Raw genomic sequence first — 13,286 nt, forward strand, 5'->3', positions numbered from 1 at the left:
ACTGCCGACCAGAGCTGACAATGGCCCGCTCAGACCAAAACGGCGTGGCGGGCCTCGGATTGACGACTATTTCAGCAGCCTCCTAGGACTAGCCTGCCTAGCCCCTTAAGCTTCTTATTGCTGAGAAGTCCCTCGCTAACAATGTAGGGTAGCTTCTCAACCTGCGTAAAGTGAACCAGATCCCTGATATCACGCGACATGGCAAATAATTGAATGCTGCTTAAAGATGCAGCTCTTGGCGCTGCTGTGAACTGCTGTTTAGCTGATGTACTTGTTGAAGCTGTTTGATTTACGACGATTAACTGAAGGTGTTCCAGATCTGCAACCCTTGAACTTTGCGTCCCATCGTCCCAAGAGATTAGTGCATCATATCCTGAAACAAAGAACCTTCCCGATAGACTAACTATCCGACCTTGCTTTAGCTTTCTGGTCTTGCCCGCTCCAGCTATGCCGTGCCATTGATCATTCTGAGTTGCGCCATACCGTGTTTCAGCGACCCTATTACCAACCCTGAAGATAGACATTAAGCCGTCTTAGTAGTATCAAGAATTAGTATACTTCCTGCGAACTGCGCAAAGCGAAGTCTTCTGTAATAAACCTTTACTGAGTCACCCGTCTATCGCTCTAGATCAGAAGCGGATAGGAGCTTTTGTGTTTCTCGGATTCCCTAACACCCGCCTTCTATATCTGGAGGTTAGATGCCTTGGGATCCGTACTGATTTCCTGAGGGGTCCTGTATTCTCTCTCTTGCACGATCTTTCCAGCTTCTAAACGTTCTGTACTTCTCCTCAGGGTAGGGAAAACGAACTGCATGAGCCAAGCATGATGTGGGATCTATAAAATTGGTATACCAGTGCTTGGATCCAAGATTATTGATGTATGCAATTGCACTGTTTAATGAAGTCAGTGTCTCAACTTGCCGTCGATCTTTTCCATCAACCATCTTTCCATACTCGGCTCTGTCTCTACTTGCATGCTCAGCTTGAAATATCTGAGGGCCTGTTTGTCGTATGAGGACGCCGGTGGGACGCGAGTTGTCATCTTGAGTTAATCCAAAGAAAGCGTATGGCGGCGATGAAGGATGCCTCATATAGACGAGTGTCCCATTTGGCCTAGCGAAATATTGGGCTGCCTCATCGATCAGGGAAGACACAGACGGCGAAACGTACTGCTTAGCTTCCTGCAAAAAGTCATCTACAAGGCATGTTTTAGTATGCACTGCATCTTGAAATTCTTCAGTAGACAGAAGTGCTTCAATCGCTGCCCCAGCTGTTATTGCTTCTTGTCCCTCTGGATAGGTCTCAAAACTGAGAAAAGCTGATGCTACAGCATCTCTAACCGTCGCTCTTGCTAGATCTATGTCTTGTTGAATTCGTTTTCTTTCATCTTCTTCAGATTGCCTTTTCTTAATAGCTTCACTCCATCGAATATTTCCGCGCTCGATTGTTTCGTGGAACTCTTTGCCAGTGGAGGATCCAATCAACTCAACATACTTTTCAACAGTCTTGGCTAGGATTTCAGGGCTTGGTGCGTAGGCGATTTCATTTTCTATGCTTTTCAGAATAAAAGGCGAGGAAGATAACAGGTTCTGTTCGAGATCGGCAAGCTCTGTCAGCAAGCTTGAGCGAAACGGGCTCTTCTCAGAAAATGTACGAATGATAGTATCGCGAACTCCTTGAGCACGCAACATAAGTTCATGGGCTGTGGTAGAACTCTTGAGAAGTTGAATCTCCTTTTCAGTCATTGTCTTCGTGGGCCTAAGGCTGATCTATAAACTAGAACTGTGTAGGTTACTAGGCAAGCCGTGTCTTGTCCAGCATGTATATGCATCTACGCTCGCCATCACCTGGCCGCCCGGTATTGAGGCTTGCACATCTACCCTAAAGTGGCGGCTCAGATGGATGGCGTTGTTGGGCTATAGATGACATGACCTTTGGGTTCTACTAGAAGCAAATCAGTACCAACAACCTGCAGGGGTTGGCTTCATTGCTAAGGTGCTCTCTACAAGTCTGATCCTCATCTCGTGGATAGGCCAAGCCGCGCTGAGTTCACACCCCTCGATTTCGCAAGCTGGAAAGCGGGCGGCATGTTGTCACTTTCCCCCAAGTTCCAGCGGCGAGAGGTATGGAAGATTGGTGCCAGGTCTTTCCTTGTAGATAGCTTGCTCCGAGGCATGCCGGTCCCGCCAATATATCTCAGGCAGACCCAGTCTGAAAAGCGAGACAAGATAATCCGAGAAGTTGTTGATGGACAGCAACGAATATCAGCGGTACTAGATTTTATTGAGGGAAAATACCGACTGGCCAGGACGTTGCAGGCTCCTTGGGCGGGCAAGGACTTCAGCTCGCTTACTCGTGAGCATCAAGACTGCATTACAACATATGCTTTTTCCGTCGAGATTTTTCGTGGTATTTCGGATTTAGAAATACTTGAGATCTTTTCACGTCTAAACACCTATAGTGTATCGCTGAACAGCCAAGAGCTCCGTAACGGCCGTTACTTTGGCCTCTTTAAACAGACAGTTTACGCTCTCGCTTATGAACATCTCGAGTTTTGGAGACGGCACAAGCTCTTCACTGAGCCCGCAATTGCTCGTATGTCAGAAGTCGAGTTTGTAGGAGAAGCCGTAATTGCTATCCTTGATGGAATGCAAGACAAGAAAAAGAATATTGATACGTTTTACGAAAGATACGACAATGAGTTTGAGCTCAAGAATCAGATCGAGCAGAGATTTAGAGGCGTAATCGATGATATCAATGAGATTCTAGGGGAATGTCTTGTCTCTAGTTCCTTTCGTCGCATTCCCCTATTTTACACTCTTTTTTGCGTCATTGCTCACCATCGTTTTGGACTTCCAGGCGTTTCGCTCGCAACTCCACACAGGCGTTTGAATAGAGACGAATCCTATTCGCTACAGGAAGCGATTGCGTCTCTTTCTGAATCACTTGAATCCGCCAAGGCAAAACATTCGTATCCCAATGAACATCGTGAGTTTGTATCTGCTTGCATGAGTCAGACGGATAATATCCAGCCAAGGATTGAACGATTCAACTCGCTTTATAGACTTGCTTTTCCATAGGCATGTCCCGTCAGATGCCTCCCCTAGCGGCGCAGTTACAGAACAGCGTCAACGAAGCACTACGTCTTTCTGAAACAATTGAAGTTGCCAGAGTCGAAGCGGTTAGTGGTTCGCAGACTAGCAGAAACCTCACTGTTTGGAGAGTTTACTCAGTGTATGAGCTTTCTTACGTCAAGCTTTTTTACCTATGGGAAGACTTTCTGGAATCGGTTTTTCTCCGGTACATGTGCGGATACGTATCTACTTCTTATACCCCTACTCTCTTGCCTGGGAACTCCTTTTCTGGATCGCTTGCATCAGCCGAGGTGACCCTCCTAGCCGGTAGACGCTACTTACTCTGGCATAATTGTGCAGGTGTAATTCAGCGAAGTCGCGGCCATTTCGTGGGTTGCCCTATTGAAGGAGTTCTTCTATCTAACCAGTCGAGACTTGATCATCTGGCCTCAATTAGGCACAGAATTGTCCATGCGCAATCGGATGCAAAGACGAAGTTCAATCAAGCAACAATGTCTCTTTCTGGCAAAAGATATCGTGGAAGCAGAGTTGGTTTGTTCTTAAGAGATTATGTTCCAGGCGGATCACCCCCTACACGGTGGCTGACCCAGCTGGCTCAAGAAATAACAGGTATGGCCAACCAGATTGGATGAGCTGAGCCACCCTCCGAGAGCTGGGTGCAATCTGCCCAACGCGAATTGGATGGTTTCCATGAACCAGCGTGCAGTTCCTGCTGCCTTCCGAGAACCACCTCTACTGAAGCAAGCTCAGCCGAGCAACGGCAGCCCCTTTCGAGCAAAGGGGTTACTTACGAACAGTGGATATCGGACCCGCTATTCACTTGTGGCGGCTGCTACAGATACTCGGCTGGACTGATGACGGCAATCTAGCCCTAAATGTGCACATCGATCTAGATAATTAGGGTACAGCCCATAGACATCATCACCGTCTGCTCGAGGTTGCGCATCTGCAAGCTGCTTGAGCCGGTGGTGGAACGTCCTCCCTGCCACCACGGTGACATCCCTGGCGCCCTGCAGGCTTGCATCCCCATAGCCTTCCTCGCCTGATCACTTGCTGGCCCGGGGGTGGCAATAGCCCATAGCTGCCCGTGGGTTACCCGTGCCGAGCCGCTCCGCGACAAAGCGCAACCGCTACCGCCGGCCCTTGCCGCAGGAGGAGGCCGCCTCCAGCAGCAAGCCGGCCGTTGTGGCCCCATGGGCCCGGCAGCACCCGACCCTCGCCGCCATCCAGGACCGTCTCCAGCTCGTGCTCGATGCGTGGAACCTGCTGCGGGCTCCGGATGGCTCCTGCCGCCGCAAGCCCCACCTGCCGCAGGGGATCAAGGAGCCCGATGCCGTCTACGACTCGCGCATCCAGCACGCGCAGCCCACGGGCTTCTTCCGTGATGCCCTGCGCACCTACGCGGGCATGCTCAGCTTCCTGCACTGGCAGGCGCTGCCCGACTCCCTCAAGCGGGTCGTCGGCGATGTCGATGGCATGGGCACCGACCTGGCGGTGCTGCTCTTCATCGCCGATCTGCTCGTGCTGCGCGATGGCGGCTGTCTGCTGCTGGTCTTGCCGCCCGCCACGGTCCACGAATCGGAGGGCCACCGGCTCGAGGCGATCGCCCATGGCGATCGAGCCTCCCTGCCCCGGCTCGCCCTGGTGCCCCGCGCCGACCTGCTCGATTGGCAGCTCGCCAACGACAGTCGCGCCCTGTTGGAGTTCAGCTTCCGGCGTGATCAACGCCGGGCCATCCAGCCGGCGCAGTACGGCCCCATCCCGGTGCTGATGGTCGGCGCCGACGGCCAGATCCTGCCGGCGCCGACCGTGGGGGACTGGATCTACACCACCTTCACCCTCGCTGCCGATGGCTGTCGCATCAGCTCCTGCCGCGCCGAGCCCTGCGCCACCCACCCCAGCGGCTACGGGCCCGTGGCTGCCGGCGTCCCGCAGGAACTGACGGGCTGCCGCCGGCTGCCGGCGGTCTGGTACGCCAACGACGCCGCCCAGTTCGGGGAAGGGGACCTGCCCCACCTGGGCCTGGCCCACCAGTACCTCACCCACTTCCGGCTCAAGACCGAATACGAGGACCTGCTCAGCCGCTGCGCCCTGCCGGTGGGTGTGCGCACCGGCGTGGTGGACCGTTACGGGGAGGTGCACGGCGAGGACGGTGAGCGGCGGTCCCCCGAGCCGCTGGTGCTCTCCACCAACAGCTTCCTCGATCTGCCCGATGGCGCCGACTTCAACTGGAAGGAGATCCGCGCCCGCTCGTTGGCCGAGCACCGCGCCTACCTGCTCCACCTGGAGGACACCATGCGCCGCGATGCGCTGGTGCCCAGCGAGAACCGCGGCCCCGGCCGCAGTCAGAGCGAGATCAGCCTCACCGCCGGTCAGGCCTTCGCGCTGCTGCAGTCCCTGGCGACCCGCAAGACCTCCGTCTTCTCTCTGCTGCTCGAGCACTGGTGCGCCAGCACCGGTGAGAAGCACAACCCCCAATCCGGTGTCCTGCTCACCGTCACCCCACTCACCCCCCCGCCGCGACCGCTGCCGTCGATCAGCGAATGGCTGGTGCTGCACGAGCGCGGCATCGTCACCAGCGCCGAGCTGCGCCACCAGCTCGACATCGCGGTCATGCCCGGGGTCGTCAACCCGGCCGGGGACGGGGGCAGCGATTCCATCCACGTCCCGCAGAACCGATGAGCACCCACCTCTGGCGGCCCAGCGATCTGGAGGCGATCCGCGTCGCCCTCGCCATCCCCGTCTCGCCAGCGGCCATCCGTGCCATCAACGACGAAATGGCGGCCTTGGAGCGTCACTACCCCGAGGCGATCGCTGGCGCCAGGGCCCACCTCGATGCCATCGCGCTGCTCGATCAGGCGGCCATGCCCGCAGCAACGGCTGAGCCGCCGCCACCGCCGCCGCCCAGGATCCGCAAGGTGACGCGCAAGGGGGCGGCCGGGCCCGTTCCACAGGAGCTGCCGAAACGCAGGCTCGATGTGATCGAGTACGCCACCGAGCTGCTGATGGAGGAAGTCAGCACCGAGTACGAGCTGCCGCCCGTCGCCCCCGCCGCCCATCCCGGCGGCGCCGCGCAGCGACAACGCCATGCCGACGCCCTGCTGCTGATCCTGCCGCGCCTCTCCAACTGGCAGCAGCCGCAGCGCCCCCGTTTCGGCGGCCAGCTGATCCGTGGCTGAGTCGCCCAGCCCCCTGCAGCAGGTCGCCTGCCTCCGCCTGCTCTTCCCCCTGCCGGAGCATCCCGGTGCCAAGGAACCACGCAACCTCTGCCGCCATCTGCTGGAGGTGTTCGTGCAGCAGCGCAAGCTCGTCACCGGCCGCGATTCCGGGCCCGGCATGGACGCCGGCGACATCCTCTGCGACGGCAAGATCACCCGCGGCGCGGTCCTGCCTCTGCAACCGCTCCAGCCCTGGGACTGGCTCGATGCCGCCATCGACTGGCAGGTGACGGGCCGGCGGCCGCTGTTCCAGCCGCCGCCGTTCCCCGATCCCGCCGATGCCCTGCTGACGATCACCCCGCGGCCGATGGCGCTGCAGCCGCCGGCCGTGCTGGGCGCTGCCTGGCTGGGCGACCTGGGCGCCCTGCAGAGCCCGGGTGTGCTGCCGCTGCAGCCCCGCGCCCTGCTGGCCGGCGCCAGCCTGCTCACCGCCGGCTTTCCCTTCGGGGAAGGGGGGATCGGCGCCGAGCTGCAGGAGGCCCTGGGGGAGGAGATCAGCGTGGTGCTCAAGCCCAACCGCGTGCTGGCCCTACAAGCCGGCGACACCCTGCAGGCGATCGCCGAGCGCTACGGCACCACGGTCCAGACCCTGCGCCGCCTCAACCCCCACGTGTTGGCGCTCGACACCGTGCTCAGCGCAGACGGCGACACCCTGCTCACCCTCGCCGGCCAGTACGGCACCACCGTGGAGTGGCTGATGGCCAACAACAGCACCCTGGCCCGCTGGGGCGGCCACACCGTGGCTAGTGGCGACACCCTCCTGTCGCTCTCGGAGCTCTACCTCACCACCCCGGCCACGCTGCGCCTGTACAACGCTCCCACCTACGACTTCTTCCCCAGATCGGAGCCACTGCCGTTGGCAGCGGTGCTGGTGGTGCCATTGGTGCGGCCCTCAACGCCGCTGGAGCCGGGCCAGGCGCTGCTGGTGCCCCGCTACCGCCCCCAGACGCTGCTGCCCTACGACGGCTGGATCCATCTGCCCAAGCCGCGCCGCTCGGCCGCCGACCCGGACGACCGCAGTTATCTCGATGCGCCGGAGCCGGAGTCGACGCCTGAACCGACGCCCTGATCCTCAGTCGCAACGGACAGGCCGTGGGGCTCACCCCGGGCCAGCGCTCAAGCCAACTCCTTGTACCTTCGAAGTGTCACGGCCAGGGAGACGCAATGCGAACCATCTCCGTACACCTCGATGACACCAGCGCAGCAAGGTTGGACAACCTCTGCCAGACCCTCGGCCTCAGCCAGAGCGAGGTGGTTCAAGTCGGCCTTGCGTTGCTGCAGCGTCAGTCCGCCAGCCCCGCCGCTCTGGCCGAGCGGCTAGGGCTGATCGGCTGCTTTTCCAGTGGCGATCCAGGCACTGGCCCCGCCAGCCATGGACGGAACCACTCGGCGGTTCTGCGCCAGAAACTGGGCCGGCAACAGCAGCAGCAAAGGCGTATCGCGCCGATGGCTGGCGGCGAAGGCCTCAAACAAAGGCTGGAGGCCTGACGGCACCCACGGCGGCAGTGCTCAACACACCCGCTTCCAGGGTGGAGGGAAGCGCGATCAGCGGAGCAGCTCGGCGGCGATGCCCTGTTCCTGGAGCAGCGCCACGGCCTGCCGATCAAACGACAGGAACGTGTCGCCACCCAGCCACTGCCCCTCGTGGGCGATGACGGCTTCGGCGAAATCACCGCCGGCCTCCAGCTGCAACAGCCCCACCTCCACGGCGGCCCGATCGAGGCTGACGTTGCCCGCCGCCATCAGGGTGCGGATCGCGGCGGTGATCTCAGCCACCGGGAAGGCGTACACCCGGCGCAGCACCCAGACGAACTCACAGAGGGCCGGCAGCGCCACGGCGATCTGCTCGGCGCCGCGCAACGCTGCGATCGCCGCTGACGACTGCGCGGGATCGTCAGCCACCACCGCTCGCACCAGCACGTTGGTGTCGGCCGTGATCCTCATGGCTCGCCAGCCCATCCGGCCGCAGCGGCCGCCTGGATCTCCTCGAGGCTGGCCACCTTGCCGCTGCGGCCCGCGAGGTGGCCGATGAAGGCCTCGATGCTGCCGGGTGGCTGGGCGGCGCGCACCTCGATCCTGCCGCCAGGGAGGGTTGTCACCTCGATCTGCTGGCCCGGCTGCACCCCGAGATGGCGCAACAGCTCGCGGCGGAGGGTGACCTGGCCCTTGGCGGTGACGGTGAGGGTGGTCATGGCTCAAAACGCCGACGAACCAAGCGTAAGGCGGTTGACCCTTACCGTCGGCCCAGCTCTGGCTGAACCCTGAGCCTCCTTCCCACGCATCGCTGCCGGCCGCGATCCAGCCAGTAAGGCGATCCGCCTTACACTTCACCCATGGACACCGTGACCCTCTCCTCGAAAGGGCAGCTGACGATCCCCCGGCAGATACGCGAGGCCCTCGGCCTGGCACCGGGCGCCAGGTTGCAGGCCTCGATCGACAGACACGGCCGCCTGGTGCTCGTTCCCTCAAAGTACGAGCCGGAGGACCTCTTCCGCCATCGCCCCACGGTGGATCGGGTGCTCAGCCTGGAGGACATGGACCGCGCCATCGCCGCTGCTGCCGGCCGTGAGGACCCTTGATACCAACGTGGTGGTGCGGCTGCTGATCGGCGACGATCCGCAGCAGACCCCGATCGCCGAGCGCGCCTTCCTGGAGGCCGTCGCCAGCGGCGGGGTCTACCTGCCGGATGTGGTGCTGGCGGAAGTGGGGTGGGTCCTGCGGGGTTACGACCTGGGTCGCTCCGAGCGCTATGCGTTGCTGGAGCGGTTGGTGCGCACCCGCGGCGTGGTGGTGGATGACATTGACGCGGTCATCGAGGCGCTGGATCAGTTCCGCCAGGGAGGCGATCTGGCCGACCAGTTGATCCTGGCCCGAGCCGCCAGCGCCGGAGCCTTGCCAGTGCTGAGCTTCGACAAGCGCTTCGCCGAGCAGCAGGGCGTTGAACTGCTGCTCGGCAGCTGACAGGCGGCATTCATCGGCAGCCTGACGGCGAAGCCCTCGAAAACCTGCTCGAGGCCTGAAAGCGTCGCTGCTGGCGCCTTGCTCAAGGCGGTGGCCACCGCAGCAGGAGCGGCTGGCAATAGCTGGAGTGGACGCAGCCCGGATGGGGCGTCCGCTTCAACCACAGCCGTGATGGGTGGACCCATGAGCAAGCGCATCTCTACCCAGCTGGTGGCCCTGCAGCCGCCGCTGGTCTGCTTCGATCAACCGCAGCAGTGGCCCAATCAGCCGCCTGCTGGCGAGGAGGACGACACGGACACCCTCGCTGGCGACAGTGACCTACTCGGCGGCGACGCTGACCTGGGTGATGACGACCTCGACGAAGAGGAGCTGGAGGACGAGGAACCCATCAGTGGCGATCCGCCTGCAGATCCGGTCGGCGACGCCCTCAGGGCCGAGCGGCGCAAGACCAACCAGCTGGAGCGTGAGCTGCGCACCTTGAAGCGTCAGCTGGGGCAGTTCTCCAAGATCAACCCCGAGGAGTACGAGCGCCTCAAGGAGGCCGACCGCCAGAAGGAGCAGCTGGAGCACCAGATCGCCCACCGCGAGCGGCAGCTCCAGGCCGATGCCGACCGCAAGGTCAGGACCGTGGCCAAGCAGCGCGACAAGGCGCTGGAGCAGATCAACGAGCTGCGCAAGGAGCGACTGCTGGAGCGCCTCTTCATCGACGCGGAAGGCCGCCCCGGCGGCGACAACCGCGGCAGCTTCTTCGACATCTTCAAGCAGCAGGTGGGCGGCGAGTTCCGCCTCGCCCAGGACAGCAACGGCCGCGACCAGCTGGAGCCGATCGACTCCAAGGGGAACGTGCTCCTCGGCGATGACGGGGCGATCGGCGCCAACGAACACGTCGAAAGCCTGCGCACCCACCCGGTGCTGAGCTTCCTGTTCCAGCAGCGCGGCAGCATCGGGCCGGCCGCAACCATCGCCGAGTTCGACGGCAACGGCAACATCAACAACCTGCAAACCATGAGCCCCTCCGAGCTCTATCTGGCCACCTTCGCCAAAAAGCCCGTCGGCGCCCGGCGCTGAGGGCCACCGGCGCCTGGCAGGCGCAGCCGACCAACAGCCAACAGCCCGGTACCATCCGCGTGCCCACGTACCCGGTGGGAAACGAGACACCATGCCGGTCACGGATCCGTGGCCGGCTTTGCTCTGGCGGCGCCAGCCAGCGCAACGATGAAACCACACGGGATCCATGGCCGCCGCAATTCAGACGCGCACGCACCAGAAAACACACAACCGAATCATCAACAAACGACGATCAACATTTGGGGGTATATACCCTCAAATACCAAAATCCCGCGCCGGGCGCTTCAGAAATCTGAACAATTCTGGACATCGGATGTTCATCGAATCACACCGGTGACGGACTGGCGCCTTGCGGGCAAGCCGATGGGACGACTTGACGCAGCCAGCTGCTGGCGTGCTGATTGCGAAGGCCGCCCTGGCCGAGCGCCGCAGCGGCACCTGTCACCGTGCGGCTGGCACATCCATGAAGCCAGACGATGACTACTATGGTCAGAGGCGAGGACGAGGCGATGCAGAGTTGGCCGATCCACGAAGCCAAGGCCCGCCTGTCGGAGCTGGTCAAGCGTGCCCAGAAGCAGCCCCAGGAGCTCACCTCCCATGGCGAACCGGTGGCGGTGGTGCTCTCCATGGAGGCCTATCACCGCCAGAAGCACGCAGGGGAGTCGCTGGTGGACTTCATCCGCCGCTCACCGCTGGTGGCGGCCGACGAGCTGGATCTGGATCGCCAACCTGACCTCACCAGAGATCTCGATCTCTGAGCCATGGTGGCTGCCGGCTACCTGATCGATACCAATGTGATCTCGGAGCTGCGCCGCCGCGAGCCGGAGCCCCGGGTGGTGCAGTGGTTTGAGCAGCACCCATCGCACCAGCTCTTCCTGAGCGTGCTGACCCTGGGTGAGATCCGCCGGGGTGTGGAGCGGCTGGCCGAAAGCGAGCGGCAGCAGACCCTGAGGCGCTGGCTGGAGCAGGACCTGCCGGCATTTTTCTCAGGGCGGGTCCTGCCGATTGATGAGGCCATCGCCCACCGCTGGGGCCGGCTACTGGCGGAAATGGGCCGGCCGTTACCGGCGATCGACAGTCTGCTGGCGGCCACGGCCCTGGAGCACAACCTGGTGCTGATCACCCGCAACCTCAGGGATGTGGTGGACCTGCCGCTCACGGTGGTCAACCCATGGCAAGCGGATGGCAGCCGTTGATCACGCCAACTCCTCAAGCTCCTCTTTGAGGGCGAGCACCGCGGCAAAGACCGGAGCCCACTCCTCCAACACGGCGTCTCGCTCGGGCGAGCAGGGAGCCGTGAGCCGGCCTTTGACGTTCAGCTCTTCCAGCTGGACAAGCAACGCAGCGAGTCGTTGCCTGCGGGCCTCCATGGCGTTCGCCTGCGGTCGAACCAGCCTTGCGGATCGGAGCCGCCACGGCGCAGCGCAGCGGCAACCTGTGACCTCTTCTGATGGGACCGGCTCAGCCGGCCCAGCGCAAGGGCTGCTCCGGATCGACCTCGGCCCGCTCGCCGGGATCGATCAGATCCCACCAGGCACCAGGGCACAGGGGCTCGATCGGCTCAGGCTCCTGCCACTGACCGGCGGCGACGGCTGCCTCCCAGCCGCTGATCACCGCTTCCTGCTGGGGATCCTCTGGCTCGGAAGCGGCTTGGCGCCCCGGATCCTGGGCCTTGCTGGCGGCCCAGACGCCGGGGCTCTCCTGCAGGCGCCGCAGGGCGGCACCCAAGGCGCGGGCGGCCGCAACGCTGAGCTCAGAGGCGATCCAGAGCAGGGCGAGGCTGCAGGCCAGGGCCTGGCGAAACGGGGAGCGGCTGGTGGCTTCCATCGGAGTGAGGCGAAGAACGGCGCCCCTCCGCAGCGGCAAGCCGGGGGGTCAAGGGCCGCGCAGCGGCTTGCCTTGCCCTTGACGCCCCGGCGACCGCCAGCCCGTGAGCGCAGCGAACGGCCGCTGGCTGCCCGCTGCACCATGGGGGAGCCTTCCGCCGAACCGGTGGACCGCCGCCGCTTCTTCTCGCCTGCCTGTCCGGCCGGCGGTTCTGGCGCTGCAGCCTGCTCATGCCAGGGCGCCGAGGCGCCCCAGCGCTGCCACGGCCGGAGTGCCGCCGGGGAGCAACAGGGGAGCAGGCCGGCAGAAAGGGTGGGCAACCATCCGGAGCCAGCCGCCCCAGGCGCGAGCGCTCAGTGGCCGTGGGCTCGTGCAGGCCTCCGGAACGGATCCGGCAGGCAGGCCTCGACCAGCTCCATGGCCAGGAACGCCGAGAAGCTCATCCCCCCGCAGCTGATCGCCTCTGCCGCCCCCGGGAGACTGCCGCGATGGATGGCCACCTGCGCCGCTGACGACGCCATGGGCGGATGGCGCCGCTGCAGCTCCGCTTCGATGCGCAGCCGCAGGGCCTGGGGCACCCGGGAGCTGGGGGCATGGCCCCGGGCCCAGCCGCCCTGGGCGCACCAGCGGCAGTGCTGATCGAGCAGCTTGCTGTGCTTGCCACGCTTGAGAAAGCGCACCGACAGCTCACCGGCAACAGGGTGCTCAGGCTGGATGGAGACGCGCCAGCGGATGCCCGCTCTGGTGTGATCGTGCAGCACGATCGGAAACGCTGTGGACGCCATGGCCAAACCAGGCGAAGGACGCCGAAGCCAGGCGCGGGGAGGGCAAGGGCGGCTGAGCGCAGCGAGGCCGCTGGCGCAGCCCTTGCCCCGCCGCGCACGCTGAGGAGGCCTGACGCCTTCCATTACGGCTCCTAGCGACTCAGCTGCGGCAGCCTGCCGGGGCCTGGATCGGTGTCAGCTGCGAACCGGAGCGGGCCACCGGGATGTTGAACGACGCCCCGCGGCCACCAACTGAGATGGTGCTCAGACCGCCGCTGGCGAAGTTGAAGCGCAGGGGGCCGAGGCGGGCGCTGCGGCGAAACCGGAAGGGCATCAGGGCGTGCCGAATCCAGT

At 62.6% G+C, this 13,286-nt stretch carries 17 protein-coding genes; 10 read left to right on the forward strand and 7 right to left on the reverse strand.

Annotated features, from left to right (window positions below):
* Nucleotides 1-694: 694 nt before the first annotated feature.
* Nucleotides 695-1,744 (reverse strand): hypothetical protein, encoded by a 1,050-nt coding sequence (locus KUG39_RS12490; protein WP_216915295.1) that lies wholly within the window; start codon nucleotides 1,742-1,744, stop codon nucleotides 695-697.
* Nucleotides 1,745-2,023: 279 nt separating this feature from the next.
* On the opposite strand from KUG39_RS12490, the gene KUG39_RS12495 reads away from it, so the two are divergent.
* From KUG39_RS12495 to KUG39_RS12515, 5 genes are all read left to right on the forward strand, one after another.
* The gene (locus KUG39_RS12495) at nucleotides 2,024-3,079 is read left to right on the forward strand and encodes a DUF262 domain-containing protein (RefSeq protein WP_216915296.1); all 1,056 of its coding nucleotides are present in this window, start codon (nucleotides 2,024-2,026) and stop codon (nucleotides 3,077-3,079) included.
* Nucleotides 3,080-4,192: 1,113 nt separating this feature from the next.
* Nucleotides 4,193-5,776 carry a DUF4055 domain-containing protein gene (locus KUG39_RS17615; RefSeq protein ID WP_216915298.1) on the forward strand — a complete coding sequence of 528 codons (1,584 nt, stop codon included), beginning with the start codon at nucleotides 4,193-4,195 and terminating at the stop codon, nucleotides 5,774-5,776.
* The gene (locus KUG39_RS12505) at nucleotides 5,773-6,273 is read left to right on the forward strand and encodes a hypothetical protein (protein ID WP_216915300.1); all 501 of its coding nucleotides are present in this window, start codon (nucleotides 5,773-5,775) and stop codon (nucleotides 6,271-6,273) included. The genes KUG39_RS17615 and KUG39_RS12505 overlap by 4 nt, the downstream gene beginning before the upstream one ends.
* The gene (locus KUG39_RS12510; protein ID WP_216915302.1) at nucleotides 6,266-7,381 is read left to right on the forward strand and encodes a LysM peptidoglycan-binding domain-containing protein; all 1,116 of its coding nucleotides are present in this window, start codon (nucleotides 6,266-6,268) and stop codon (nucleotides 7,379-7,381) included. The genes KUG39_RS12505 and KUG39_RS12510 overlap by 8 nt, the downstream gene beginning before the upstream one ends.
* Nucleotides 7,382-7,476: 95 nt before the next feature.
* Nucleotides 7,477-7,800 carry a ribbon-helix-helix domain-containing protein gene (locus KUG39_RS12515; protein WP_216918323.1) on the forward strand — a complete coding sequence of 108 codons (324 nt, stop codon included), beginning with the start codon at nucleotides 7,477-7,479 and terminating at the stop codon, nucleotides 7,798-7,800.
* Nucleotides 7,801-7,857: 57 nt separating this feature from the next.
* Here KUG39_RS12515 and KUG39_RS12520 read toward each other — a convergent pair whose 3' ends face one another.
* Both KUG39_RS12520 and KUG39_RS12525 read right to left on the reverse strand, forming a co-directional pair.
* The gene (locus tag KUG39_RS12520; RefSeq protein WP_216915306.1) at nucleotides 7,858-8,256 is read right to left on the reverse strand and encodes a type II toxin-antitoxin system VapC family toxin; all 399 of its coding nucleotides are present in this window, start codon (nucleotides 8,254-8,256) and stop codon (nucleotides 7,858-7,860) included.
* A complete protein-coding gene (locus tag KUG39_RS12525) occupies nucleotides 8,253-8,504 on the reverse strand; it encodes an AbrB/MazE/SpoVT family DNA-binding domain-containing protein (protein ID WP_216915308.1) in 252 nt (83 codons plus the stop codon). The genes KUG39_RS12520 and KUG39_RS12525 overlap by 4 nt, the downstream gene beginning before the upstream one ends.
* Nucleotides 8,505-8,645: 141 nt before the next feature.
* Between KUG39_RS12525 and KUG39_RS12530 the strand changes: the two genes are divergently transcribed.
* The 5 genes from KUG39_RS12530 to KUG39_RS12550 all read left to right on the forward strand — a co-directional run bounded on the left by KUG39_RS12530 (nucleotide 8,646) and on the right by KUG39_RS12550 (nucleotide 11,537).
* Complete coding sequence (locus KUG39_RS12530; protein WP_216915310.1) at nucleotides 8,646-8,891, forward strand: AbrB/MazE/SpoVT family DNA-binding domain-containing protein; 246 nt, start codon at nucleotides 8,646-8,648, stop codon at nucleotides 8,889-8,891.
* On the forward strand, nucleotides 8,878-9,273 hold the full coding sequence (locus KUG39_RS12535; RefSeq protein WP_216915312.1) for a type II toxin-antitoxin system VapC family toxin: 396 nt from the start codon (nucleotides 8,878-8,880) through the stop codon (nucleotides 9,271-9,273). Before KUG39_RS12530 ends, KUG39_RS12535 begins: the two co-directional genes overlap by 14 nt.
* Nucleotides 9,274-9,456: 183 nt before the next feature.
* Nucleotides 9,457-10,341, forward strand: a complete 885-nt coding sequence (locus tag KUG39_RS12540; protein ID WP_216915314.1) for a hypothetical protein — start codon at nucleotides 9,457-9,459, stop codon at nucleotides 10,339-10,341.
* A gap of 509 nt (nucleotides 10,342-10,850) precedes the next feature.
* Entirely contained in the window at nucleotides 10,851-11,099 is a 249-nt protein-coding gene (locus KUG39_RS12545; RefSeq protein WP_216915316.1) for a type II toxin-antitoxin system Phd/YefM family antitoxin, read from the forward strand.
* A 6-nt stretch (nucleotides 11,100-11,105) separates the two neighbouring features.
* Nucleotides 11,106-11,537, forward strand: a complete 432-nt coding sequence (locus KUG39_RS12550) for a type II toxin-antitoxin system VapC family toxin (protein WP_216918324.1) — start codon at nucleotides 11,106-11,108, stop codon at nucleotides 11,535-11,537.
* Here KUG39_RS12550 and KUG39_RS12555 read toward each other — a convergent pair whose 3' ends face one another.
* From KUG39_RS12555 to KUG39_RS12570, 4 genes are all read right to left on the reverse strand, one after another.
* Nucleotides 11,538-11,711, reverse strand: a complete 174-nt coding sequence (locus tag KUG39_RS12555; protein WP_216915320.1) for a hypothetical protein — start codon at nucleotides 11,709-11,711, stop codon at nucleotides 11,538-11,540. It lies immediately after the preceding gene.
* A gap of 91 nt (nucleotides 11,712-11,802) precedes the next feature.
* Nucleotides 11,803-12,168 carry a hypothetical protein gene (locus KUG39_RS12560; RefSeq protein ID WP_216915322.1) on the reverse strand — a complete coding sequence of 122 codons (366 nt, stop codon included), beginning with the start codon at nucleotides 12,166-12,168 and terminating at the stop codon, nucleotides 11,803-11,805.
* A 353-nt stretch (nucleotides 12,169-12,521) separates the two neighbouring features.
* The gene (locus KUG39_RS12565; protein WP_216915324.1) at nucleotides 12,522-12,953 is read right to left on the reverse strand and encodes a hypothetical protein; all 432 of its coding nucleotides are present in this window, start codon (nucleotides 12,951-12,953) and stop codon (nucleotides 12,522-12,524) included.
* A gap of 139 nt (nucleotides 12,954-13,092) precedes the next feature.
* Nucleotides 13,093-13,266: a DUF4236 domain-containing protein gene (locus KUG39_RS12570; RefSeq protein ID WP_286193146.1), complete on the reverse strand. Its 174-nt coding sequence runs from the start codon at nucleotides 13,264-13,266 to the stop codon at nucleotides 13,093-13,095.
* Between the last annotated feature and the right edge of the window lie 20 nt (nucleotides 13,267-13,286).

It is taken from the genome of Synechococcus sp. CCAP 1479/10, assembly GCF_019038515.1.
GTDB lineage: Bacteria > Cyanobacteriota > Cyanobacteriia > PCC-6307 > Cyanobiaceae > Cyanobium.